At 38.5% G+C, this 21,345-nt stretch carries 23 protein-coding genes; 5 read left to right on the top strand and 18 right to left on the bottom strand.

Annotated elements, in window-relative coordinates:
• Positions 1–23: 23 nt before the first annotated feature.
• From atpH to Q0X72_RS02880, 10 genes are all read right to left on the bottom strand, one after another.
• On the bottom strand, positions 24–563 hold the full coding sequence (gene atpH, locus Q0X72_RS02835; protein WP_297761761.1) for an ATP synthase F1 subunit delta: 540 nt from the start codon (positions 561–563) through the stop codon (positions 24–26).
• Positions 564–569: 6 nt separating this feature from the next.
• Positions 570–1,070: a F0F1 ATP synthase subunit B gene (locus Q0X72_RS02840; protein WP_297761764.1), complete on the bottom strand. Its 501-nt coding sequence runs from the start codon at positions 1,068–1,070 to the stop codon at positions 570–572.
• 81 nt (positions 1,071–1,151) lie between these two features.
• Positions 1,152–1,343, bottom strand: a complete 192-nt coding sequence (gene atpE / locus Q0X72_RS02845) for an ATP synthase F0 subunit C (protein WP_297761767.1) — start codon at positions 1,341–1,343, stop codon at positions 1,152–1,154.
• Positions 1,344–1,405: 62 nt separating this feature from the next.
• On the bottom strand, positions 1,406–2,536 hold the full coding sequence (gene atpB, locus Q0X72_RS02850; protein ID WP_297761770.1) for a F0F1 ATP synthase subunit A: 1,131 nt from the start codon (positions 2,534–2,536) through the stop codon (positions 1,406–1,408).
• 120 nt (positions 2,537–2,656) lie between these two features.
• Positions 2,657–3,049, bottom strand: coding sequence for a DUF6168 family protein (locus Q0X72_RS02855; protein WP_297761772.1), 393 nt, complete (start codon positions 3,047–3,049; stop codon positions 2,657–2,659).
• Positions 3,049–3,279 (bottom strand): AtpZ/AtpI family protein, encoded by a 231-nt coding sequence (locus Q0X72_RS02860; RefSeq protein WP_297761775.1) that lies wholly within the window; start codon positions 3,277–3,279, stop codon positions 3,049–3,051. The genes Q0X72_RS02855 and Q0X72_RS02860 overlap by 1 nt, the downstream gene beginning before the upstream one ends.
• Positions 3,257–3,730 (bottom strand): polymer-forming cytoskeletal protein, encoded by a 474-nt coding sequence (locus Q0X72_RS02865; protein WP_297761778.1) that lies wholly within the window; start codon positions 3,728–3,730, stop codon positions 3,257–3,259. Before Q0X72_RS02865 ends, Q0X72_RS02860 begins: the two co-directional genes overlap by 23 nt.
• Before the next feature lie 4 nt (positions 3,731–3,734).
• Entirely contained in the window at positions 3,735–6,290 is a 2,556-nt protein-coding gene (locus tag Q0X72_RS02870) for a hypothetical protein (RefSeq protein WP_297761781.1), read from the bottom strand.
• Between the two features lie 131 nt (positions 6,291–6,421).
• Positions 6,422–7,117, bottom strand: a complete 696-nt coding sequence (locus Q0X72_RS02875; RefSeq protein ID WP_297761784.1) for an ABC transporter ATP-binding protein — start codon at positions 7,115–7,117, stop codon at positions 6,422–6,424.
• A gap of 15 nt (positions 7,118–7,132) precedes the next feature.
• On the bottom strand, positions 7,133–8,605 hold the full coding sequence (locus Q0X72_RS02880; RefSeq protein ID WP_297761787.1) for a DUF5687 family protein: 1,473 nt from the start codon (positions 8,603–8,605) through the stop codon (positions 7,133–7,135).
• Positions 8,606–8,731: 126 nt separating this feature from the next.
• On the opposite strand from Q0X72_RS02880, the gene Q0X72_RS02885 reads away from it, so the two are divergent.
• Positions 8,732–9,775, top strand: coding sequence for a ferredoxin--NADP reductase (locus Q0X72_RS02885; protein WP_297761789.1), 1,044 nt, complete (start codon positions 8,732–8,734; stop codon positions 9,773–9,775).
• A gap of 19 nt (positions 9,776–9,794) precedes the next feature.
• On the opposite strand, the gene Q0X72_RS02890 is transcribed toward Q0X72_RS02885, so the two are convergent.
• Positions 9,795–10,580 (bottom strand): patatin-like phospholipase family protein, encoded by a 786-nt coding sequence (locus tag Q0X72_RS02890; protein ID WP_297761792.1) that lies wholly within the window; start codon positions 10,578–10,580, stop codon positions 9,795–9,797.
• A gap of 477 nt (positions 10,581–11,057) precedes the next feature.
• Between Q0X72_RS02890 and Q0X72_RS02895 the strand changes: the two genes are divergently transcribed.
• The 3 genes from Q0X72_RS02895 to Q0X72_RS02905 all read left to right on the top strand — a co-directional run bounded on the left by Q0X72_RS02895 (position 11,058) and on the right by Q0X72_RS02905 (position 13,355).
• On the top strand, positions 11,058–11,393 hold the full coding sequence (locus Q0X72_RS02895; RefSeq protein WP_297761794.1) for an arsenosugar biosynthesis-associated peroxidase-like protein: 336 nt from the start codon (positions 11,058–11,060) through the stop codon (positions 11,391–11,393).
• A gap of 46 nt (positions 11,394–11,439) precedes the next feature.
• Positions 11,440–12,495: an arsenosugar biosynthesis radical SAM (seleno)protein ArsS gene (gene arsS / locus Q0X72_RS02900; RefSeq protein WP_297761798.1), complete on the top strand. Its 1,056-nt coding sequence runs from the start codon at positions 11,440–11,442 to the stop codon at positions 12,493–12,495.
• 245 nt (positions 12,496–12,740) lie between these two features.
• The gene (locus tag Q0X72_RS02905) at positions 12,741–13,355 is read left to right on the top strand and encodes a TetR/AcrR family transcriptional regulator (RefSeq protein WP_297761801.1); all 615 of its coding nucleotides are present in this window, start codon (positions 12,741–12,743) and stop codon (positions 13,353–13,355) included.
• A 7-nt stretch (positions 13,356–13,362) separates the two neighbouring features.
• Here the strand turns inward: Q0X72_RS02905 and Q0X72_RS02910 are convergent, their stop codons facing one another.
• From Q0X72_RS02910 to Q0X72_RS02920, 3 genes are read right to left on the bottom strand one after another with little or no spacing between them, the layout of a single operon-like run.
• A complete protein-coding gene (locus tag Q0X72_RS02910; protein ID WP_297761803.1) occupies positions 13,363–14,406 on the bottom strand; it encodes a glycosyltransferase family 9 protein in 1,044 nt (347 codons plus the stop codon).
• Entirely contained in the window at positions 14,390–14,995 is a 606-nt protein-coding gene (locus Q0X72_RS02915) for a DUF4254 domain-containing protein (protein WP_297761806.1), read from the bottom strand. The genes Q0X72_RS02910 and Q0X72_RS02915 overlap by 17 nt, the downstream gene beginning before the upstream one ends.
• Before the next feature lie 29 nt (positions 14,996–15,024).
• Positions 15,025–15,963: a hypothetical protein gene (locus Q0X72_RS02920; RefSeq protein WP_297761808.1), complete on the bottom strand. Its 939-nt coding sequence runs from the start codon at positions 15,961–15,963 to the stop codon at positions 15,025–15,027.
• A gap of 40 nt (positions 15,964–16,003) precedes the next feature.
• On the opposite strand from Q0X72_RS02920, the gene Q0X72_RS02925 reads away from it, so the two are divergent.
• Positions 16,004–16,225, top strand: a complete 222-nt coding sequence (locus tag Q0X72_RS02925) for a uracil phosphoribosyltransferase (RefSeq protein WP_297761811.1) — start codon at positions 16,004–16,006, stop codon at positions 16,223–16,225.
• On the opposite strand, the gene purD is transcribed toward Q0X72_RS02925, so the two are convergent.
• From purD to Q0X72_RS02945, 4 genes are all read right to left on the bottom strand, one after another.
• Positions 16,220–17,491: a phosphoribosylamine--glycine ligase gene (gene purD / locus Q0X72_RS02930; protein ID WP_297761813.1), complete on the bottom strand. Its 1,272-nt coding sequence runs from the start codon at positions 17,489–17,491 to the stop codon at positions 16,220–16,222. The genes Q0X72_RS02925 and purD overlap by 6 nt on opposite strands.
• Positions 17,492–17,590: 99 nt before the next feature.
• On the bottom strand, positions 17,591–18,577 hold the full coding sequence (locus Q0X72_RS02935) for a UDP-glucuronic acid decarboxylase family protein (RefSeq protein WP_297761816.1): 987 nt from the start codon (positions 18,575–18,577) through the stop codon (positions 17,591–17,593).
• Positions 18,578–18,604: 27 nt separating this feature from the next.
• Positions 18,605–19,906 carry a UDP-glucose/GDP-mannose dehydrogenase family protein gene (locus Q0X72_RS02940; protein ID WP_297761819.1) on the bottom strand — a complete coding sequence of 434 codons (1,302 nt, stop codon included), beginning with the start codon at positions 19,904–19,906 and terminating at the stop codon, positions 18,605–18,607.
• Positions 19,907–20,088: 182 nt separating this feature from the next.
• The coding region (locus Q0X72_RS02945) for an exopolysaccharide biosynthesis polyprenyl glycosylphosphotransferase (protein ID WP_367180406.1) at positions 20,089–21,345 on the bottom strand (1,257 nt) is incomplete at its 5' end.

The following is a 21,345-nucleotide window of genomic DNA, read 5'->3' on the forward strand; positions in this document are numbered from 1 at the left end:
CTTTTTAACTTCGTAATTAAGATTTATATGCTTTTAGTAAATTCTCTTTTGATCGTATTCAATTTATTTGCGATGCTCGCGTCGTATTGCAGGTCGCCTACCCTTAGGATAAAACCACCAACAATACTTTTATCTATCTCATTTTTTATGGTGATCTTATTCCCGGTTATTGAAGATACCTTGCTTAACACTTTTTTCTCCAATTCACCAGATAAAGGGACCGCTGTTGTAACAAAGGCCGCACCCTCACCCTTTAGATCTTCGTTTAGAATGATATACTTTAAGGCCACTTCATTCAATAAAGAGATCCTCCTATTTTGAATTAAAAGATCAATAAGGCCTTCTGTGATCGCATGACTCCCTTTAAAGATTGCCATGAGGGCCTTTTTCTTTAATTCTCCTTTTAAAACCGGACTTCCCAGCATTTCGCGTAAGTCTTTGCTTGCACTCATAGTTGCAACTATGGAACGCATATCCTCCTCTAAGACGTCTGTCTTTTTCTTCTCAACCGCAAAATTTAAGATCGCTTTTGCGTAGCGTGCTGCTGCTCTGGATTCGTTCATAGGGTGTTAGTTCAATTTTAGGTCTCCTAACATATCATCGACCAATTTTAATTGCTTGTCCTTATTGGTCAATTGTTCTTTTAATACTTTTTCAGCGATCTGAACAGAAAGATCAGCCACCTGATTCTTGATCTCAGCCACGGCAGCTTTCTTTTCGCCATCTATGGTTGCTTTGGCCTGAGCGATCATCTTGTCTCCTTCTACCTTTGCCTGTTCCTTGGCATTTGCCATCATTTTTTCTCGTAATTCACGAGCCTCTTTCAACATGGCTTCGCGTTCTCCACGGGCCTCCTTTAAAAGCTTTTCGCTATCTGCAGTAACATTCTGCATTTCCTTTTTAGCGTCCTCTGCAGCTGCCAGTGCATTCTTGATCCCTTCTTCACGATCATCTACCGCATTGAGGATAGGTTTCCATGCGTATTTGTAAAGCAAAAGAAGTAATAGTACAAATAACAGGGTTTGCCAAACGAATAACCCGAACGAAAAATCATTTAATAATTTATCCATAAATAAAATCTTTATGCATTTAATTTTAAACAAAGGAGGGCCATAACCAACCGTTATGGCCGTTTCCTTTAATTGTTAGATTTAGACGGCAAAAAGGGCCGCAAAACCAATACCTTCAATAAGCGCCGCTACAATTAGCATTGCTGTTTGAATCTTTCCGTAGGCCTCTGGCTGACGGGCAATGGCATCCATAGCAGAACCACCGATTCTACCAATACCAATACCAACACCAATTACTACTAAACCTGCACCTACCATTACTGGAATTTCCATACTCTATCTAGTTTAAAATTAAAATTCAACATTTAACCTCTTCCCTTTTGAAGAAAAGGCTATTACAAATGAGCCAGTTCCGGCTCCTCCTCATGATGATCGTGTTCTTCAGAGGCAAAGCCAAAATAAAGAGAAGATAACATCGTGAAGATATACGCCTGTAACAGGGCTACTAATATTTCTATCAATGTGATGGCAAAAGCCAGAAAAAATGACAAGGGACTACCAATCCAACTTTTAAAGATGAACATCAATCCAATAAGACTCATCAATACAATATGTCCTGCCTGCATGTTCGCATACAAACGAATCAAAAGCGCAAAAGGCTTAATGATCAGTCCCAATAATTCTATCGGAACCAGGATGATATATATAGGTAATTTCCCGTACCAGGGCATGGCATTTCCCAGGGGATCTACCAAATGTTTCCAATAGTCCTTTGTTCCGGTAAAATTTGTGATTAGGAACGTCAACAAGGCCAGGCCAAAAGTGATTGCAATATTCCCAGTAACATTGACCCCAAGTGGAGTAAGTCCAAACATATTCAGGAACCAAATAAAAAAGAAAATAGTTAAAAGAAATGGCATGTATTTCCTATATCGCTTTTCTCCTATGGTTGGCTTTGCAATATCGTCTCTTATATAAAGTACTATAGGTTCAAAGAATCTTCCGGCTCCGGTTGGTACGCCATTATTTTTTGCATATGACCGTGCCAAACTGGAAAATAACCAAAGCATTAAAAGCCCTGTAATGATCATCATCACTACATTCTTAGTAACAGAAAAGTCGATCGGCTTTAGATTGGTAGCATGACCTTCTTCGTCATAGGTCATAGTTCCTTCTGCATCCGTTTTATAGATCTTCCCGTGGTCTAAGGCGTAATAGTTGCCCCCTGCCTGAGCAAGCGTTTCGCCATGATGAAATTGAGAGGAGGAAAAAACATGGATCCCATTGTCCCAAAGGATAATAGGTAAAGGAAGTCCTATGTAAACGTGTTTTCCGCTGTCTTCGGTATATGAAAAAATAGAAAAATCGTGTGAATCTTTAAGGTGATGATCTATATACTCTTTGATCTCGGTTTTCAAGTCCTTTTTTGTCCCCTCTGAGGTTTCTTCTTTGGCAGTAGCAGATAGGCTGTACCCCAGGAATATCGAACAAATTAATAGAACTTTAATCGTAAAAAGGCTTCTCATATTCTTTTAAAATGCGGGTCTCTAAAAATCGGTGCAAATGTAAGGCATTCTTATAAAAAGAAAAAAGCAATTAGAAGTTTATTTTAAAGGCCTTTGAGAGGGATAAAGAGGTCTTTAAATTTATTTTAAAGTATTGAGCATTTTAGCGGTGTAAACCGTCTCAAAAATCAAACACAGAAGGTAGGGAATAAAAAAAGCGGCAAATTCGGATTTAGAGACAATTCCGTCTGCCCTGTATCCCGGATAAAAAACGAGAAAGAAGATCAAGAATTTCAGCATACTCCCGCCCATGTACAGAAACCCAATTTGGTTTTTGAGTTTTTTTCGCAAGGCAAACAGGGTAAGAAAAATGGCCAATGCGAGAATAAAATTCAGGATATAGGATAAAAGAAGCATATCTGACCATTTGGGAATACTCAGATAAGATTGTGCTTGTAAATGGATCAATAATAGAATTCCCAGAGAACCGGTAAGAAACAAGACATATGAGGTGACCAGTCTGGGTAGTGCCATTAATACTTTACTCTTTTAAGCTGAAGTAACACCACATAAATTGCAATAGCCACCCCTATCATAGTAGCAATGGCTGTGAAAATGCGTTTTTCTGTTTGATAATGTTCATCTAACCAGATCCCTCCTTTGGCCGATAAAAAAATAATAAAACCCATTTCAATTCCAATACCAGATAAAATGGCGATGTTCTTTAACGGATTTCTTCCTTTAGGAGGCTTTTGCTGGTTCATTTTTGTTGCCTACCACAGAAGATTTATATGATGAGGTTGAAGAAGAAGCTGCAGTTCCAACATTACTTCCTGAAGAAGTGCTTAAAGAACCTTTGCCTTTCATATTACAAGAAGCATTAAAGGTAGCTCCGGGTTCTACTGCTAGTTTGGCCACAGAGACCGTGCCTTCGATTACTGCCGATGACTTTAGCGTTAAAAGCTCGGATACCAATAATTCTCCGTTGAAGCTTCCTTCAATATCGGCATTTAGGCATTCTACTTTCCCATGGATATAGCCATCTTTACCAATGACTACCTTCCCTGAGGTTTTTAAATTGCCATTAAGTTTTCCGTCAATTCTAAAATCTGCTTCAGAGACTATATCTCCTTTTATCTTAGTGTTCTTTTCAATTCTGTTAGGTTGTCCTCCAATTTCGGTCATAGCTCTGGGTTTTTTGTTATCTGAAAACATGGATTTAGGGTTTTGGGGTTAAATTCTGTCGTCTGTAGTCTTCTATATTCTTGTGGATCTGTACTGTTTTGTAGTTGTTAGATAAAATTACAAAATTCTCGTTAGCGATCCTGTAATCTTTGTTGTTTTTTAGCAGTTCAACGTACCCTAAGGCAAAATCCCTCGACTTAAATCCATGGACAACAACAAATTCATCCTCCAAATTGTAGATGTCCTTAGACACCTTATTACTGTAATTCAGATCCTTGATAGAGGCCTCCAATCTCTTTATTAGACGCAAAGCGGCAGCATCATTGCTTCTTTTAAAAGGGAACACTACTTTCCAATTTCCCCCAGAGTCTAAACCGTTTTCCGCCGAAAATTCGTTGGGTTCTAGTTTTGGAAGTTGTTCTGCAACCATTTCCTGTGCTTTTTTTCCTTCAGGCTGATTTGGATAGTTTAAGGCCACATAGTTCAGTGCCTCTTTAAATTCTTTAAATCCCTGCAGTCTGCCAATGGCAGTTGCTTTTAACATTTCAAATTTTGGCACTATGGGATCCCCGGGGAACATATTGATACTTTCTTCAGATCCCGTTATCACTCTAAGAAATTCCTGAGCTTCAAAAAGCTGGTACAACCGGGCATAGCGTGCCTCCGGACTATCCTCTGAAGCCTCTAACACGGCCTGAGGGTTTAGTAGGATCTCTGCATAGCGAGAGCTCGGGTGATTGCGAATGATATTTTCTTTCATGTCCAGAGCCAAAGGACTACCTACTTCTTCGTAGATCTTGAATAGATTGTATTTAGAAGGGAGCACTAACCGCTCTTCGGGAGATGATTCTAAGACCCTTTCCAATTTTGCTGCGGCCAGCATATTTTCCTTGAACTTTTCTTTATAAATAAGACCGAGCTGATAATTAGCAAAATTTCGTTCTCTATCCAGGCTATCAATAACGGCAACATCAGTAGGGACCCTGTCCAGATAATAATCGAGTGAATATTTAAGGTCTTCCGGGATCTCACCTTGCTCATCACCCTCAGTCTCTGTTCCTATAGCGGTCAGGTCAAAGCCCTGAGCGGTATTTTTAGTGCTCCAACGCCAGTCATCTTCCAATGTTCTGTTGCCCCATTTATTCTTAAAGTCGGTCTTCCCATACCCAAGACTGGTAATATTATAGAAATAGAACTTTCCTTTATTTTCTTTCCCTCCTTTAGATTCACCAAATACTGCAAAGCCCGCATTGAGGCGCGACTCTTCTTTTGCCGCCAATTCGTCAGCCTTAGCTTTCAGCTGATCAATATAGGCCTGGAAATAGACTTTTCGTCCTTCTAATGGCATTTTATAAACTGTGATCACACTATCCGCATATTGCACAGTACTTTCATAGGTTATGACATCTTCAAGATTATCGAGTTTCTTTTTTATAGTACGGTATTTCTTGGTATTCTCCGGCAGGTTAGGTAAAACGCTGTCAAAGTATGCACCGGCAGTTTTATATTCATTATCATCAAAATAATGTTCGGCCAGGTCCTCGTAGTTAAGTGCAAATAATTGAGGCGATTGATTGGCTGCCCTAAGTGATCTATTGTAGTAGGCCAGGGAAAGGCTGTCTTGTTCCAGGGTATTGTGATATACGGCAATTTGCCTGAAGATCTTATCTAAGAAAGGGCGATTCTCCCTGTTTATTTCGAGCCAGGTGAGGTATTCAAGCAGATCTTCCTTATTCTCATTTGTGATACCAATATTTTGAATTTTTTGTAAATGCGCATTTACCCAATATACTCTTGGTGTTTTACGCTGTAGGTCTATGATCTTATCAAAAGCGTAGTTGGCACTGTCCTTAAATCCAAGTTGATTGTACAATTGCCCAATAATAAAATAATAACGCCCTTTTTCCGCATTTTTTTTAGTGTAAGCAGAGGCTATCTTCAATTGCTGTATGGCTGTATCAGGAGCTTTGAGGTTGATATAAGCCTGCGCCATCATAGCCCGGGCATCTGCGTATTCCTGATCTTTTAATCTTTCGTATTTTAAAAGTCGTCTTAAGTTTCGTAGAGCAAGTTCCTCATTTTCTAATCGGATATTGGTCTTTTCTCTCCAAATGGTTGCTTCGTTCAGCTTGTTGCTTTCTGAGTATTTCTGCAGGATGTAATTGAAGGCTTCAATTGCGGGCACGTATCGTTGGTCAAAATACCGGGCTTTCCCTAAGAGTAAGAAGGCTTCATCGGTCTGAGGGTTGCGTTCCTCATCCCCTATCTCCATACTGTGCTTTTGAATGGCCTTGGTTGCTTTGTCTTCCGCCCTTATAAAGTTGGGATTATTATCTTCAGAATCTAATTTAATCTCATCGGTAACTTCGAGGCGTTCTACCGGCAAAAGTTCCCAATAATTATCACGGTAGGTTTCATTTAATTGCTCCCTACCTTCCTCAAAAGCAAGGTTGCCATTATACAGTACATTGTACTTGGTGTTGAGGGCATGCCAATTTCTGTTGAGAAAGGCGTCTTTTTTAGTAGAGCAGGCACTTAGAAGCAGGGCTCCACTAAGCCAAATGATATGAAAAGAGTTTTGAAGCTTCAAAATTATCGGTATTCGTACGATATGTAAACTCTAAAACCGCCCGTTTAGTATACTGCTACTCGATAAAATGCATGCTTCTTTTGGAATAGATCTATTTCAATAAAAACGAAGCCGCAATAAGGGTGATTTTCCTATCCTCCAAAAAAGGTTTCCAGTTCTTTTAAGGTCTGGGTAGACGTTTGGATATCTTTTACGATCTCTCCTTTATTAAGCACAACAATACGTTCGCATACTTCAGTGACATGGATAAGGTCATGACTAGAAACCAAGACGGTAACGTCATTGTTTTCTGCCAGGTCCCTAATGATCTGTTTAAGTCGGATCTGGGTAGTAGGATCAAGGTTGGCAAAAGGTTCATCGAGAATAATCACTTCGGGGCTGCCAATAAATGAGGCAACAATACCCACTTTTTTCTGATTTCCTTTAGAAAGATCCCGGAGGTATTTCTTTTGCCCCAAGATCTCACCATGGAAGAAATTCTCAAAGGTCCCTATCAATGAATCAACATCGGCCTTGTTTTGCCCGCGTAATTCTCCAATAAAATAGAAGTATTCTTCAGGGGTGAGGTATCCTATCAGGAATGTCTCATCTATAAAAGCCGAGGTAAAGGGTTTCCAAGCCTCGCTGATGTCTACCTGCACTTCATTGTTTATGATCTTTCCTGTGGTAGGCTGAATAAGATCTAGTAAAAGACTAAAAAATGTGGTCTTCCCCGCCCCATTGTTTCCAACCAGGCCAAAACTTTGTCCTTTTGGGATCTCCAGAGATGGAATATTCAAAACGGTTTGGGTTCCGTAGGTTTTGGTGATGTCGTGAACTGTGATCATATGTAAAAAATGTATTTAATCTGTTTGTTTGTATGCCAAAAGCGTTTTGTATTTCTCCTTTTTATAGATCTTTTCTATCATTTTAAATACCTGATCCTTAAAAACAAAACCAAGCACCCCGGAGAGGGCCACTGCGATATATCCTGCAACCGGATTAATAAGATAATAGCCCACAGCAAATACAATTAATGGCAACACCAATTTTGGAATGGTAAGCAGCAGTGTTTTTACATTAAAGGCCTGTTTGTCACCAAAGGCTTTTTTATTGGAAGTAAGATCTATAGGCGTTTTGATATAGGCTCCTCCCCACAATACCAAATATGAATTCACCCCAATATTATAAATAGCTCCAACTACGATTGCGAGGTACACTTCCCAACCAAAATACAGGTAAAACGCAGATATAACAGTGCTGAGAACCGTTGCAATTACAATTAAATACCATTTTGAGGACAAATACTCGCTATATTGAATATTTTGACTCATCATTAAAGGGTAATAGGAACTATCCCAACTTGGAACAAACTGCCCAAAACTAAATAAAAAGCCTCCGGAGATAAAGATCCCTGCAAAGATGCTCCAGATGGGTCCTTCGTACATTTCTATTCCCCCCGTAAAGAAAATCAATCCGTAAAATAGGAAAAGGAAACTCATGATCACGGTGGTCTTGGATCGCTTATTACGTCTTATGAGTTTAATGTCGTTCTTTAAGAATGTGCCTAAATTCCCGAAGCGGTTCAACCAGGTATAGTCCTCAGATTTAGCCTCTGTATGTTTAGAAGCAAGGCCTCCATCCAGGTACATATGTTTTTTAAAATAATTGAATGACGCATAAATCAACCATGCTAACAATAGAATAGAAATCAGAAACGCCCAGGGAGTATCAAAAAATGCATCGAAAATAGGTGCGGTATACAATGTTACATCAAACCAGCCATTATACTGACATAAAGCAAGGATCGCCAGGATGGCAACCATGGGGTAGAATATCCTATCCTGGTTATTCATCATGATGTTCAGGAAGTTGTTGGCATAGAAAAGGGCCATGATGGCTAAATGCCACGCAACAACATCGAGCGCATTATAGCCTTGGGTAATTAAGACAATGGAAAATGGGATAAAGAAAAAGGCATGCATCCAGTTAAAAAAGGAAAAGACCGTTTTACCCAGTGAGTACTTTACCACCGCACTCTTCTTAAAAGGCATATATAACAAGGGTTTTATGTTCAGGATGGGCATCTTCTGGAACATATACCGTATATAGAGATCCATCACCAAGTAATAGATCATAAATTGGTTCACCACTCTAAGGGGATCACCCAAACCGGCTTTTTTGATTATAAAAAAGGACCCCACACCCAAAGCCAGGAATACCACGATAAAATATAAGGCTCCAAAGATCATGAGGATCTTAAAGGCAAGGTTGGTTTTAAAGGAGGCAGCACGGAAAAAGGACTTCCATTGAAGATTAAAAAAGTGTTTAAACATACCGGTTGGTCAAAATTATATGCAAAATTAGTAACGAAAATATAGCTTTTGTTACAAAAGTGAGATATTTTATGAAATACATTCTTTTTAAACTCCCTTTCCTTAGTTTTGCAAAAAAATTGCTGAATGAGCACATTTTATTCCCTTAAAGTATCGGCTGTCAGGGCCTTAACTCCTAGTTCAGTTGCTATCACATTCGATATCCCTAATGATCTGAAAGATGAATTTATATTTGATGCCGGGCAACACCTTACACTAAAGCAAAATATTGAAGGACAGGAAGTTCGAAGGGCCTATTCCATCTCCAGTTCGCCATCTGGCAAAGAAATGACTGTGGGTATTAAAAAAGTAGAGGGTGGTGCCTTTTCTGTCTGGGCTAATGACGCACTTAAATCCGGAGATTCTATAGAAGTAATACCTCCTAAAGGGCATTTTGTTTTTAAACCAGCTGGCAAACCCCAACACATTGCTGCCTTTGCTGCCGGTAGCGGTATCACCCCTATTATGAGCATGGCTTACAGTGTTTTGGAAAGCCATCCTGAAAATACTTTTGTATTGGTCTATGGGAATCAATCTCCTGAGGAAACTATGTACCGTCAGGAAATACTGGACCTTATCAATAAATATACTGATCGGTTTTATGTTCAATTCGCGTATAGCAGAGCTCGGGAAGAAGATGCCCTGTTTGGTCGCATAGAGGGGTCAACGGTAAATCTAATTCTTAAAAATAAGTTTAAGGATCGCTCCTTTGATCATTTTTATCTCTGTGGCCCAGAAGAGATGATCAATACCGTGAAAGAGACGCTTCATAACAATAGTATTGCCAATGAGAAGGTGCATTTTGAACTTTTTACCACAAAAAAGAAGGAAGATATTTCGGCGCATGAAGGGCAAACCAGTATGGAGGTTACCTTAGATGATGAGGTCTTTACATTTGTTATGGATAAAAAGAAACTGGTGCTAGACGCTGTTCTAAATGAAGATATAGATGCTCCATACTCCTGTCAAGGCGGAGTTTGCAGTACTTGTATCGCCAGAATTACTGAAGGAAAGGCCGAAATGGAGAAAAATCAGATCCTTACGGATAGTGAAATTGAAGAAGGTTTTATACTTACCTGCCAGGCGCACCCACTAACACCCATCCTTAAAATAGACTACGACGACGTTTAAACCCTTCCCGGCAGTCCTTTTAGTCACTTTTCAATAAGGCTTCCAATACTTTGCAGGCATTGTCATACCCTATGTTGAAGGCTTTTTCTATGCCACTCTTCTCGAAGACGCCTATATTTTGGATTTCCATGGGCTCAAAAATCATGTCACAACTCCGAATCTTTTGCCTGTTAATGGCATAAATCATTAAACTCGTGGTACGCGATGCCAGTTGGAAGGATGATTGAATTTCTTTTTTTGAGACTGCCCTTATAACAGACACGTTACTACCAATGATAAAATCTACTTTGCCTTGCAATGGTTCTGAGGGAAAATTATTCATGATGCCTCCATCCGCATATAGATCATTGTTGATCTCAACAGGACTAAACACAGGGGGTAAGGCTGCAGAAGCTAAGAGGGGTATGATCAAATCCCCTGTGTAAAACACCTCATCAGCTCCCTTCTGAAGATTAGTTGCAGTGACAAATAATTGTTTGTGTAAGGATTCGAAGGTGTCAAAGGGAATGTATTTGTTGAAAATCTCGAAATATCGATCCGTGTCTACGAGTCCGGGTTTATTTATTGTAAAAAAATTGTATTTGAACAGTGGCGTCTCTTTAAAAAAAGCGAGCATCTTATCAATACTGCTATTTCCTGCATACATTGCTCCAACCAGAGCTCCAGCGCTGCTGCCTGAAACCACAGAAGCCTCAATGCCAAACTCTTTAAGGGCCTTAAGCATCCCTATATGTCCCATTCCGCGGACTCCTCCTCCCGAAAGAACCAACCCAATGGATTTAGATGTTAACTCTTCTATTTTCATCGTAATTTCCTATATAAAACTAAAGAAACAGTGCTTCTTTAGTAAAAATAGTATGTTGTTTTACAAACCAAGTGGTCTGGCAAGAAGCGATCGTTTCAAAATAAAGGTCTAAAGTAAGGAGATAATCCGTTTATTGTGGTTGTTAAACTTTATTCCATTAGAATTACTCTCTTTTGACATATGCCCAAACAAACTCTCTGGTCGGTTTTGAAAATATCCACTATTTAAAAATAGTTATGAAATATTGTAATGAAAAAATATAGCTTCAACTAAATATAAAAGTAGATTTCGTCGTAATTTTATCGGATTATCCTACGAAAAAGAATAGTTTACAACTTTACCTTTGTTGTTCTGAATAGCGCTTTATTAAATACAGGAATTCAGGACAATTTGGAGATCTTTCCTGCAGAAGTGCGCATGAACCAAGAAGATTAATAACCTTAGAGAATTTTAGTACTACTTTTTAAATAAAAGATCATGACGAATAATTATTACGATCCGGCCGATTTGAGAAAATTTGGGAAGATCACCGAATGGAGTGAAGAATTAGGCACAAAATTCTTCGATTATTACAATGCAGTATTTCAGGAAGGTGCTTTATCCGCTAGAGAGAAATCGCTGATCGCCCTTGCTGTAGCACACGTAGTGAAATGTCCTTATTGTATTGACGCCTATACCAAAGATGGACTTCAAAGAGGAATTACCAAAGAAGAAATGATGGAAGCAGTACATGCAGGAGCCGCTATTGAAAGTGGTGCTACCCTGGTTCATGGCGTTCAAATGATGAACAAATACAACAAGCTTAGTATGTAAGAAGGCTGCATTTAATGCGACCTACTATAAAATTGATGAAAAAGAAATGGCTACAAAATCGCTAAAAGCAAGACATGTAGAACTGGCGGAGACTCATAAACAATTGGAAATTTTAAGTAATGGGATTTTCAAGGAAGGAGAACTACCGTATTTTAAAGATAAAATTGCAGAAATTGGGGAATTCCCGCTCAAACCCAAAAAACTGGAGGTCCTTCAGATCAATGTAGGATACATGTGCAATCAGGTTTGTGAACACTGCCATGTAGATGCAGGTCCGGACAGGAAGGAGATAATGACCAAAGATACCATGGAGCTTTGTCTTGAGGTAATACGGAACACAGGAGCACATACCCTGGATCTAACAGGGGGAGCACCGGAAATGAATCCAGATTTTCGTTGGTTTGTGGAAGAGGCCTCTAAGGCAGGGATTCAAGATTTTATTGTTCGTTCTAATCTTACTATCATCAGATCGAATAAAAAATATCACGATCTTCCTGAATTCTTTAAAAAGCACAATGTGCATGTGGTCTCATCTATGCCCCACTATACCAGGGGCAAAACCGATAAACAACGAGGCGATGGTGTTTTTGACAAATCTATTAAAGCCTTGCAGGATCTTAATGCTATTGGCTATGGTATGCCCAATAGTCCTTTGAAACTCGATCTTGTTTATAATCCTTCCGGGGCGTATTTGCCTGGAGACCAGGCAGCATTGGAACACGACTTTAAGCAAGCGCTAAAAGATGATTTTGATATTGAGTTTCATAATCTTTTTGCAATTACCAATTTGCCAATCGCGCGTTTTCTGGATTATCTCATTGCTTCAGAGAACTACGAAGATTATATGTATTCCCTGGTGGATGCCTATAATCCTTCCGCCGTAGAGAACGTAATGTGTACTAATACCATCTCTGTAAGTTGGGATGGTTGGCTGTACGATTGTGATTTTAACCAAATGCTGGGGCTCAAGGTGGCAAGCAAGGTGAAACACATCAGCGATTACAATGAAGCCTTACTTAACGACCGGGATATTGTCATTTCCCAACATTGCTATGGGTGTACTGCCGGAGCAGGAAGCAGTTGTCAGGGTGTTGTGACCTAAAAAAGGTGTATTTCACAACGTATTTATCATTTTAGTAACTACAAAAATCTGTTATTTTACCTTTAATCGAGGAATAAAACCGACCAAGTGGTCGGTCGCAAAAGGTGATCTGGGTGTCATTCATCCGAAATTCTACCACTTATCGATTTTTTAATAGGCTTTACCCTGTAATATTCAGCATCCATGGGGTTCGGGGGTTCTTTGTTATAGACCACATGGTCTTTATAACCATAACCCCAAATATTATGGACAAGAACTTAAAACGCATGGCTACCATGCAACGGATGCAGGTCACAGGCCTTGAATTATTCTACAAAAAAGGATATTATAACACCAGTGTTGATGATATCTTAAAGGAGCTTTCACTTTCTAAAGGTGCCTTCTATTACCATTTCCAGTCTAAGGAAGACTTTTTTATCAGTATTATTCAGAATCTGATCGTCAGAAAGGTATATAGTATGCTTATAGAACCCATAGAGGGGAAAGAGGATCCATTAAAAACTATAGAAGTATGTTTTGAAAATGCTATGAGTACTGCCGAGCATAACGAATTAGATTATGGTTTTGTACTCAGCAACTTTATGACCGAATTTAATGGGAGGAATGAATTGATCTCCAAATACCTCAGAGATATCTATAAAATGTGGCAGGTAAATATTGTTACTATCCTTCAAAAAGGAAAGACAGATGGTTATGTTGCCCGACATATAGATAGTGAAGCGGTTGCTGCATTTTTGATCTCTTCTTATATGGGAGTTCGGATGCTTATGGTAGAAGGCAACAGTAAAACGTTGAGCTATCAGTTCTTACAACAAGTAAGACAGTATCTAAAATCTCTTGAACAGCGAGAATTAGTATGAGACCTACTTAGTTTAGCAAGGTCTCAATCTTACGAACCACGTCTTCTGGGTCTATAGTATACATTACGTTTTTATAGCCTTTGGGATATTTGTTCCCATAGACAGACGTTGGTATCATAGGGTACTGCTCTCTATCCGAAAGGATTGAATGGTCAGATTCTTGTCCATATGGCGCAAACCCGGCATAAGGATGTGTAATACCCCAAAGGGTAAGGGTAGGCACTCCAAACATAGCTGCCAAATGACCGTTTCCACTATCCATAGAAACCATTAGAGCCAGATTGGAAATAAGACATAACTCGTCTTCAAAACTGAGCACAGCTGTCATATTATCACAATGGGTGTACTTAGTTTCCAATTGAGATAACACCTCTTTTTCTTTAGCCCCACCTCCAAATAATATTATTTTATACCTTTTGGTATTATCTAAGTTTTTCAACACTCCCTCCATAAGATCTGAGGGGTACATCTTGCCGCTAAAGGCCGCGAATGGGGCAATTCCAATTGTTTTAAGTGTTTGATCTCCCAAATATTTTTTTACAGATACCGATGGCTGAATTGATTGAAGTACATCCTCAGGGCTCAGTTCAATTGAATACCCCAATTGCCGAAAAACATCTGCATATCGTTCATGGGTGGTTTTAAGGGGCTTTATTGTTTTATTCTTCCACGTAGTCAGGTGCTTTTTCTCCTTTCTTCCCTTGTCTATTTGAACAAAGGGTAGTCCTTTTCCATATAAAAATACCTTTAGAATCTTTGTTCGCAAAACATTATGCAGGTCAGCAACGCCGGTAAATGGGATCTTTCTTAATTCCTTTGACAAGCGATAAAGGCCCAGAATACCCTTGTTTTTGTCTTTTACATCGATGGTATAGACATTAAGGTTGGGAATATTCTTGAAAATGGGAGCAAAGAAAGGTCGGGTTAATACCGTGATCTGCAGTTTTGGATGAGTCCTGATCAGGGCCAGTAATACCGGTACGGTCATGGCAACATCGCCCATGGCCGATAATCGGATCACTAAAAGATGCTCATCATTGCTTTTGACCACGTAGTATTGGGTTTAGCTCCTCATCATTGTACATTTTCATCTGTTTATACACCTTCATGTACTTCTTACCCTCGCTAATATCTGTCAGTAGCTGATCTATAGCGGTTGAAAGGTCTTTCTTTTGTTCTGATAGCACAGATAATTTTTGTTGACATGATTGTCTGTGTGCAGGCGAGGCGTCTGTTCTTTCAGCTTCTTCCCGCATATGATAGATCTTTAGAGCTAATATGGAAAGTCGGTCAATTGCCCATGCCGGAGATTCTGTATTGATAGTAGCATTTGGTAAGACCTTAATCTCAGCATATTTCTGAAGAAAATAACTATCGATATACTCAACAAGGTCTGTTCTTTCCTGGTTGCTGGCGTCTATTTTACGCTTCAGATCCAGGGCGGCTTTTGGTTCGATCTGTGGATCTCGAATAATATCTTCAAAGTGCCATTGAACAGTGTCTATCCAGTTTTTCTCGTAGAGAAGGTGGGTTATGTCATTTTTGGGATAAGGATTTGCAAATTCCTGGTCTACCCTGTTCAAAATATGATATTTTGAAATGCTTTCCTCAAAAATATCGAAGGCCTTTTTACTGAACATACGATCAACGTTTTGTGCAAAGGTATCTATTATTTAATAAGAATGTCCGCTGCAAAAACTAAAAATGCAGTGAAGACAGAGGCATAAAGGACCATCTCCTTTATATTTTTCCGTTTGATCATTTCCACATATTTCCCGAGAAAGACAGCGCCGGGGAAAAATGAAATCAAGACAGGCAGATCTCCCGCCATAAGACTTAAGATGATAACCAGAATACTTATTGAGAAATAAATAGAGATCACCCGTAAATTAATGATCCTTCCGAGGCCCAACTTCCCTGATTTGAGAAATACCGCTAAGGCCGTGATGGCAATAAGTAAGGCGTAAATGATGAGTTTTATGTTTAATTTCCAATCTGCAAACACCTCCTGAATATTGTCTAGTGCAAATTGATAATGTTGCAGTAAATACCCTTCATTATTTGCCAAAATAAGCACTGCATAGCTTAATAACACAAATACAATGATGCTGACCAGGGGAACCAGCCAATTCTTTAGGTTTTTGGGTTCATAAATATAGATAGCAATGTAAACCAGGAGCAGAAATAGAATCGTCCAATCATAAAAAAGGCTCGCAACCAGGACCCACAGAGTAGCATCCATGATCTTTAACTTTATATTTTTTAAAGATCGAAGGCTTAGAAGCCTTCTGCATGCCAACAACAAGAAAAAACTACAAAAGATGGCATTATTATCGGCAACAGATCTTGAGAAGATGAGAATTAAAAGAATAAAATAAAGGGCGACATAAGAATTAGCACTGGTTATTTGATTCCGGTTGACCACAAAATTGATGACCAGTACAGAAAATAAAAGGATAAGTAATACCAATGATTGCCACACTAATACAGCTGGCTCAATAGAATTGTTACTGACATAGAAGTATACAAACCAATAGAGGATAAATATAAATCCAAGGAGTAAAACGTAATTTATTGGTTTTGTTTTGCCAAAAATGCCTGAAATCATCTCCGGATTTTATATTTTTGTGTTCGTAAATATAACCAAGATGAACGCATTTTTTTACGGCATAGAAGATTTATTCGTGAATGGCCTTTTCTGGCCTTATGATTTTTTCCGCTTTATGGAAAATTGGTGGACCGCCAACATTGTAAATTGGATATTTATGATCGCTGGAGTTGTAGCCATGGTCTATTGGCTTTTGCAGCTTAAAAAGTACAATGATAACAATGAAGAGGACAAATCTATCACCTCTCATTCTTATTTATAGGTCAAAGCCAAGATCTTTGCGGTAATACTTCCCTTTAAACGCTATCTTTTCAACATTGCGATACGACTTTTGCAGGGCTTCAATATGGTCTTTTCCAAAGGAAGTGACGGCAATTACCCGGCCTCCATTGGTTATAATTTTGTTGTCCTTTATGGTTGTTCCCGCATGGAATACCAGGGAATCTTTGATGGTTTCCAGTCCACGTATCTCAAATCCCTTTTCATATGCCTCCGGATATCCCCCTGAGACCGTCATTACGGTGGCCGCTGTTCTCTCATCAATCTCCAGATCCACGGTATCTAATGTTTGTTTTGCTATCGCTTCAAATACCGTTACCAGGTCATTTTTTATTCTCGGCAAGACCACCTCAGTTTCGGGATCACCTAATCGTACGTTGTATTCTATAACATAAGGGTCTTCTCCTACTTGGATCAATCCGATAAATATGAAGCCCTTATAAGGGATATTGTCTTTTTGTAAGCCCTGTATCGTTGGGATTATTATCTGTTGACTGACCTTTTCCATAAAAATGGAATCTGCAAAGGGAACTGGCGAAATTGCCCCCATTCCTCCTGTGTTTAGTCCGGTGTCGCCTTCTCCTATTCGCTTATAGTCTTTTGCAGTAGGAAGAACTTCATAGTGTTTTCCGTCTGTTAAAACAAAACAGCTTAATTCGATCCCGGAAAGGAACTCTTCGATCACCACAGTGGTGCTGGCCTTTCCAAATTTGGATTCCAATAGCATCTGTGACAGTTCTGCGCGGGCTTCCTCAATATCTTGTAAAATGACTACTCCTTTCCCTGCTGCAAGTCCATCTGCCTTAAGTACGTAGGGTGGTTTTAGGGTATTCAGAAAGGCAAAACCTTCCTCTACGGTTTCAGCAGTAAAACTTTGGTATGCCGCCGTAGGGATCCCATGACGTATCATGAATTGCTTTGCAAAATCCTTGCTTCCTTCCAGGGTAGCTGCATGTTTTTCTGGTCCAATTACCGGAATATCTTTTAGTGTTGGGTCCTTCAGGAAGAAATCATGGATCCCATTAACCAAAGGATCTTCGGGCCCTACTATCACCATTTGAATGTTGTTGTATAGTACTGCCGTCTTTACCTCATCAAAATCATTGATGTTTAAATGAAGATTAGTGGCAATAGAGGAGGTACCCGCATTCCCGGGTGCCACAAAAAGTCGTTGAAGTTTTGGGCTTTGAGTTAATTTCCAGGCGAGTGTGTGTTCGCGACCGCCGGAGCCAAGGAGTAGGATATTCATGCATAAAAGATTTGGCTAAAAATACAGTAAGAAAACAAAATTAATCCCTTCTATCCCCAAAATATATTTTTCATCCAATCTTTTTGAAGCGGCTTTGTGCTATTTCTTATTATGAAGTGTAAAATCTCTATGTTCTGTTTTCAAAAGATCTGCCTTAGAAAGCTTTTTGAAAAATTCAAATGTCTTACGCATTCCTTCTTCTCTGCCTACTTCTGGTTCCCAACCTAATATTTCTCTTGCCTTGCTAATATCCGGTTGACGTTGCATTGGATCATCTTTTGGCAGAGGTTTGTAGACTATTTTCTGATTGGTACCCGTTAGTTTAATAATTTCTTCTGCGAATTCTTTTATAGTAATTTCATTTGGGTTACCTATGTTAACAGGAAGATTATAATCGCTCATTAATAATCTGTAAATTCCTTCTATCTCATCATCTACATAACAAAAGGAGCGGGTTTGAGAACCGTCTCCGAAAACAGTGAGGTCTTCTCCTCGAAGTGCCTGCCCCATAAAGGCAGGAATAACGCGTCCATCGTTTAATCTCATGCGTGGGCCATATGTATTGAAGATGCGTACAATACGTGTATCAAGGCCGTGAAAACGGTGATAGGCCATAGTAATAGACTCCTGGAAGCGTTTGGCCTCATCATATACACCTCTGGGACCAATGGTATTTACATTCCCATAATACTCCTCTGTTTGAGGATGAACAAGTGGGTCTCCATAAATTTCAGAAGTAGATGCAATTAATATTCTTGCATTCTTTTCCTTAGCTAACCCCAGAAGATTATGTGTGCCTAATGCTCCTACTTTAAGCGTCTGAATAGGAATCTTTAAATAATCGATAGGGCTTGCGGGAGATGCAAAATGCAGAATATAATCCAGCTTACCGGGCACATGCACAAATTTGCTTACATCGTGATGATAAAACTCAAAATTTTCTAATTTAAATAAATGTTCAATATTCTTAAGGTCGCCCGTAATCAAATTATCCATGGCGATAACATAAAAACCCTCTTTGATAAATCGGTCGCACAAATGGGATCCCAAAAAACCCGCGGCTCCTGTAATTAATATTCTTTTCAAAGTGTATTATTTATTTTAATTATTTGATTAATTCCGCCCAATAGATTCATAATGAAATCCTTCGGTTATCATCTCTTCTAATTCGTACAAATTTCTGCCATCGAAAATGACCGGTTCTTTTAATAATTCTTTGACCATTGTAAAATTTGGGTTTCTGAAAACTCCCCATTCTGTACAAATCACAAGCGCATCTGCATCCTCCACAGCACCATACATCCCTGGCGCAAATGAGATTTTCTCTCCTAACTTTTGTTTCACATTATCCATGGCTTCCGGGTCAAAGGCCGTAATGATAGCTCCTGCTTTTAATAATTCTTCAATAATATAGAGCGCAGGGGCTTCTCTTATATCATCAGTTTCCGGTTTAAAAGCTAATCCCCAAATCCCAATACGTTTACCACGAAGGTTGTTTCCAAAAAACTTCTTGATTTTAGGAATCAAAATTGTTTTCTGTATTTGATTTACTTCAATTACCGAATTAAGGATCTTAAAATCGTAATGCATGTCCTTTCCGGATTTGTGTAAAGCCTTAACATCTTTTGGAAAGCAAGACCCTCCATAACCGATGCCTGGAAAAAGAAAGCGTTTTCCAATTCTCGAATCTGTGCCCATCCCCATACGAACTTTGTCTACATCTGCTCCAACTTTCTCACAAAAATTGGCTATTTCATTCATAAAGGTAATTTTGGTTGCCAAAAAAGCATTAGCCGCATACTTTGTAAGCTCAGCAGATTTTTCATCCATTATTATTACCGGATTCCCCGACCTCATAAATGGCTTATAGAGTTTCTGCATTAATTTAGTTGCTCTTTCGGAGCTCGATCCAACTACAATACGTTCTGGTTTTAAGAAATCATCCACAGCAAAACCTTCTCTGAGAAATTCAGGATTTGAAACTACATCGAACCCACATTTAGCATTTTTAGCTATCGCGACATGTACTTTTTCCGAAGTCCCCACAGGAACGGTGCTTTTATCTACGATCACCTTATACTCCTTTAAGAGTTTTCCAATCTCATCAGCCACGCCTAAAACGTATTTTAAATCTGCAGAGCCGTCTTCATCTTCAGGTGTTGGGAGCGCTAAAAATACAATCTCCCCATGATCTAAACCTTCATTTAAAGAGGTAGTAAATGTTAATCTTCCTGCTTTAATGTTGCGCTCAAACAATACATCCAAATGAGGTTCATAAATGGGTACTTCTCCTTCCTGCATTTTTCGAACTTTCTGTTCGTCTATATCCACACAAACAACTTCATTTCCAGTTTCCGCCAAACAAGTGCCGGTCACAAGACCAACATATCCAGTGCCAACAACAGATATTTTCATAGTTATATTTTCTTAGTCAATTATTAATTTACAAAGATAGACAGTGAGTGCCATACCTACAATGTAATCGACCTTTAACCTCAATTCTAGAATAGAAACAAATTCGTATGTAAAATCCCATTTTTAAAGGAATTTCCTTAGTTGACCTAGATGTCTCCTGCTTATTGGTAGAAAGTACATCTCTAATACGCCTTTTCTTCCCCTTTCAAAATATTTAATGTGGTTTGTAAAATTATTTTTAAATCTAAAAAAAATGACCAGTTTTCAATATAAAATATATCATATCTAGTTCTGTTCCTTATTTCATCTGAAGTTTCTATTTCACCCCTATATCCTTTGGACTGAGCCAATCCTGTTATTCCGGGATTTACATAATGCCTAAGCATATATTTTTGAATTGTTGATCCATATTCTTCATTTTGTCGCCACAAATGTGGTCGCGGTCCTACAATAGACATTTGACCAAATAAAACATTAATAAACTGCGGTACTTCATCAATACTGGTTTTTCTCAAAAAAGCGCCAAGTTTTGTGATCCTTGGATCATTTTTTGTAGCCGATTTCTCTGTTGAATCATTTACCAACATAGTTCTAAACTTATAACAACCGAATCCTTCTTCTTTTAATCCTGGTCTGTTCTGGCGGAAAAATACGGGGCCTTTTGAATCAAGAACTATTAATATTCCAATTAATGGCATTAACCAAGATAGTATAAATACGAATAGAAGAAGTGAAATTGTAAAATCAAATAATCTTTTATAAAACCGATTAAAAGGGTCATCCAGTGGCAATTCTCTGAATGATAAAATCGGTAAATATTCGTAATATTCTAAATTTAGTTTTTTTGTAAATATTTCTTTATTGTCAGGAATGAATTTTAATCCAATTAGATTGTTGTCTGCATAGTTAACTAATTCCGATAATTCATTGTTCTTTAAATCTCTAACAGAACAATATATCTCATCTATTTTATTATCAACAATAAATTTAATGCAATTATTTATGTCAAAATCTAAAGCCTTCGGGTCAAATTGATTTAATAGTTGGTATCCGTATTCTGTATAACTATTAAATATTTTGATTAATTGATCTGTCTTTCTATTATTACCTATAACCACCACATAGCTTATGTTGCCTTTTACCTTTGTACGATATTTTTTTAAAAGATAATAGTTAAGAAATTTTAGAAATAGAACAGAAATACAAATGGATAAAAAGAAAATCCCCAACATAAATCTACTAATGTTAGGTTGTTTAAAAAATCCAATAAATGCATATAAGATTAAAAAGAAAAACACAAATTGTGTAAACAATTGTTTTAAAATATAGGTGGCTTTGGCAAAACGATAAATTTCATAAAAATTAATTTTTATCGCTATAATAATCCAGGCAAGAGAAATATAACTATGAAAAAGAAGGGGGAACATAAAAAGCAAAGG

The sequence above is a fragment of the uncultured Muriicola sp. genome (assembly GCF_947258935.1).
In the GTDB taxonomy this organism is placed as follows: domain Bacteria; phylum Bacteroidota; class Bacteroidia; order Flavobacteriales; family Flavobacteriaceae; genus Muriicola.

Coding starts and splice junctions, on each gene's coding strand:
- Q0X72_RS02920 (WP_297761808.1), bottom strand. CDS start 15,963: ATGATTTCAGGCATTTTTGGCAAAACAAAACCAATAAATTACGTTTTA.
- Q0X72_RS02840 (WP_297761764.1), bottom strand. CDS start 1,070: ATGGATAAATTATTAAATGATTTTTCGTTCGGGTTATTCGTTTGGCAA.
- Q0X72_RS02885 (WP_297761789.1), top strand. CDS start 8,732: ATGAGCACATTTTATTCCCTTAAAGTATCGGCTGTCAGGGCCTTAACT.
- purD (WP_297761813.1), bottom strand. CDS start 17,491: ATGAATATCCTACTCCTTGGCTCCGGCGGTCGCGAACACACACTCGCC.
- arsS (WP_297761798.1), top strand. CDS start 11,440: ATGGCTACAAAATCGCTAAAAGCAAGACATGTAGAACTGGCGGAGACT.
- Q0X72_RS02925 (WP_297761811.1), top strand. CDS start 16,004: ATGAACGCATTTTTTTACGGCATAGAAGATTTATTCGTGAATGGCCTT.
- Q0X72_RS02915 (WP_297761806.1), bottom strand. CDS start 14,995: ATGTTCAGTAAAAAGGCCTTCGATATTTTTGAGGAAAGCATTTCAAAA.
- Q0X72_RS02895 (WP_297761794.1), top strand. CDS start 11,058: ATGACGAATAATTATTACGATCCGGCCGATTTGAGAAAATTTGGGAAG.
- atpB (WP_297761770.1), bottom strand. CDS start 2,536: ATGAGAAGCCTTTTTACGATTAAAGTTCTATTAATTTGTTCGATATTC.
- Q0X72_RS02905 (WP_297761801.1), top strand. CDS start 12,741: ATGGACAAGAACTTAAAACGCATGGCTACCATGCAACGGATGCAGGTC.
- Q0X72_RS02875 (WP_297761784.1), bottom strand. CDS start 7,117: ATGATCACAGTTCACGACATCACCAAAACCTACGGAACCCAAACCGTT.
- atpE (WP_297761767.1), bottom strand. CDS start 1,343: ATGGAAATTCCAGTAATGGTAGGTGCAGGTTTAGTAGTAATTGGTGTT.
- atpH (WP_297761761.1), bottom strand. CDS start 563: ATGAACGAATCCAGAGCAGCAGCACGCTACGCAAAAGCGATCTTAAAT.
- Q0X72_RS02860 (WP_297761775.1), bottom strand. CDS start 3,279: ATGAACCAGCAAAAGCCTCCTAAAGGAAGAAATCCGTTAAAGAACATC.
- Q0X72_RS02855 (WP_297761772.1), bottom strand. CDS start 3,049: ATGGCACTACCCAGACTGGTCACCTCATATGTCTTGTTTCTTACCGGT.
- Q0X72_RS02880 (WP_297761787.1), bottom strand. CDS start 8,605: ATGTTTAAACACTTTTTTAATCTTCAATGGAAGTCCTTTTTCCGTGCT.
- Q0X72_RS02940 (WP_297761819.1), bottom strand. CDS start 19,906: ATGAAAATATCTGTTGTTGGCACTGGATATGTTGGTCTTGTGACCGGC.
- Q0X72_RS02865 (WP_297761778.1), bottom strand. CDS start 3,730: ATGTTTTCAGATAACAAAAAACCCAGAGCTATGACCGAAATTGGAGGA.
- Q0X72_RS02890 (WP_297761792.1), bottom strand. CDS start 10,580: ATGAAAATAGAAGAGTTAACATCTAAATCCATTGGGTTGGTTCTTTCG.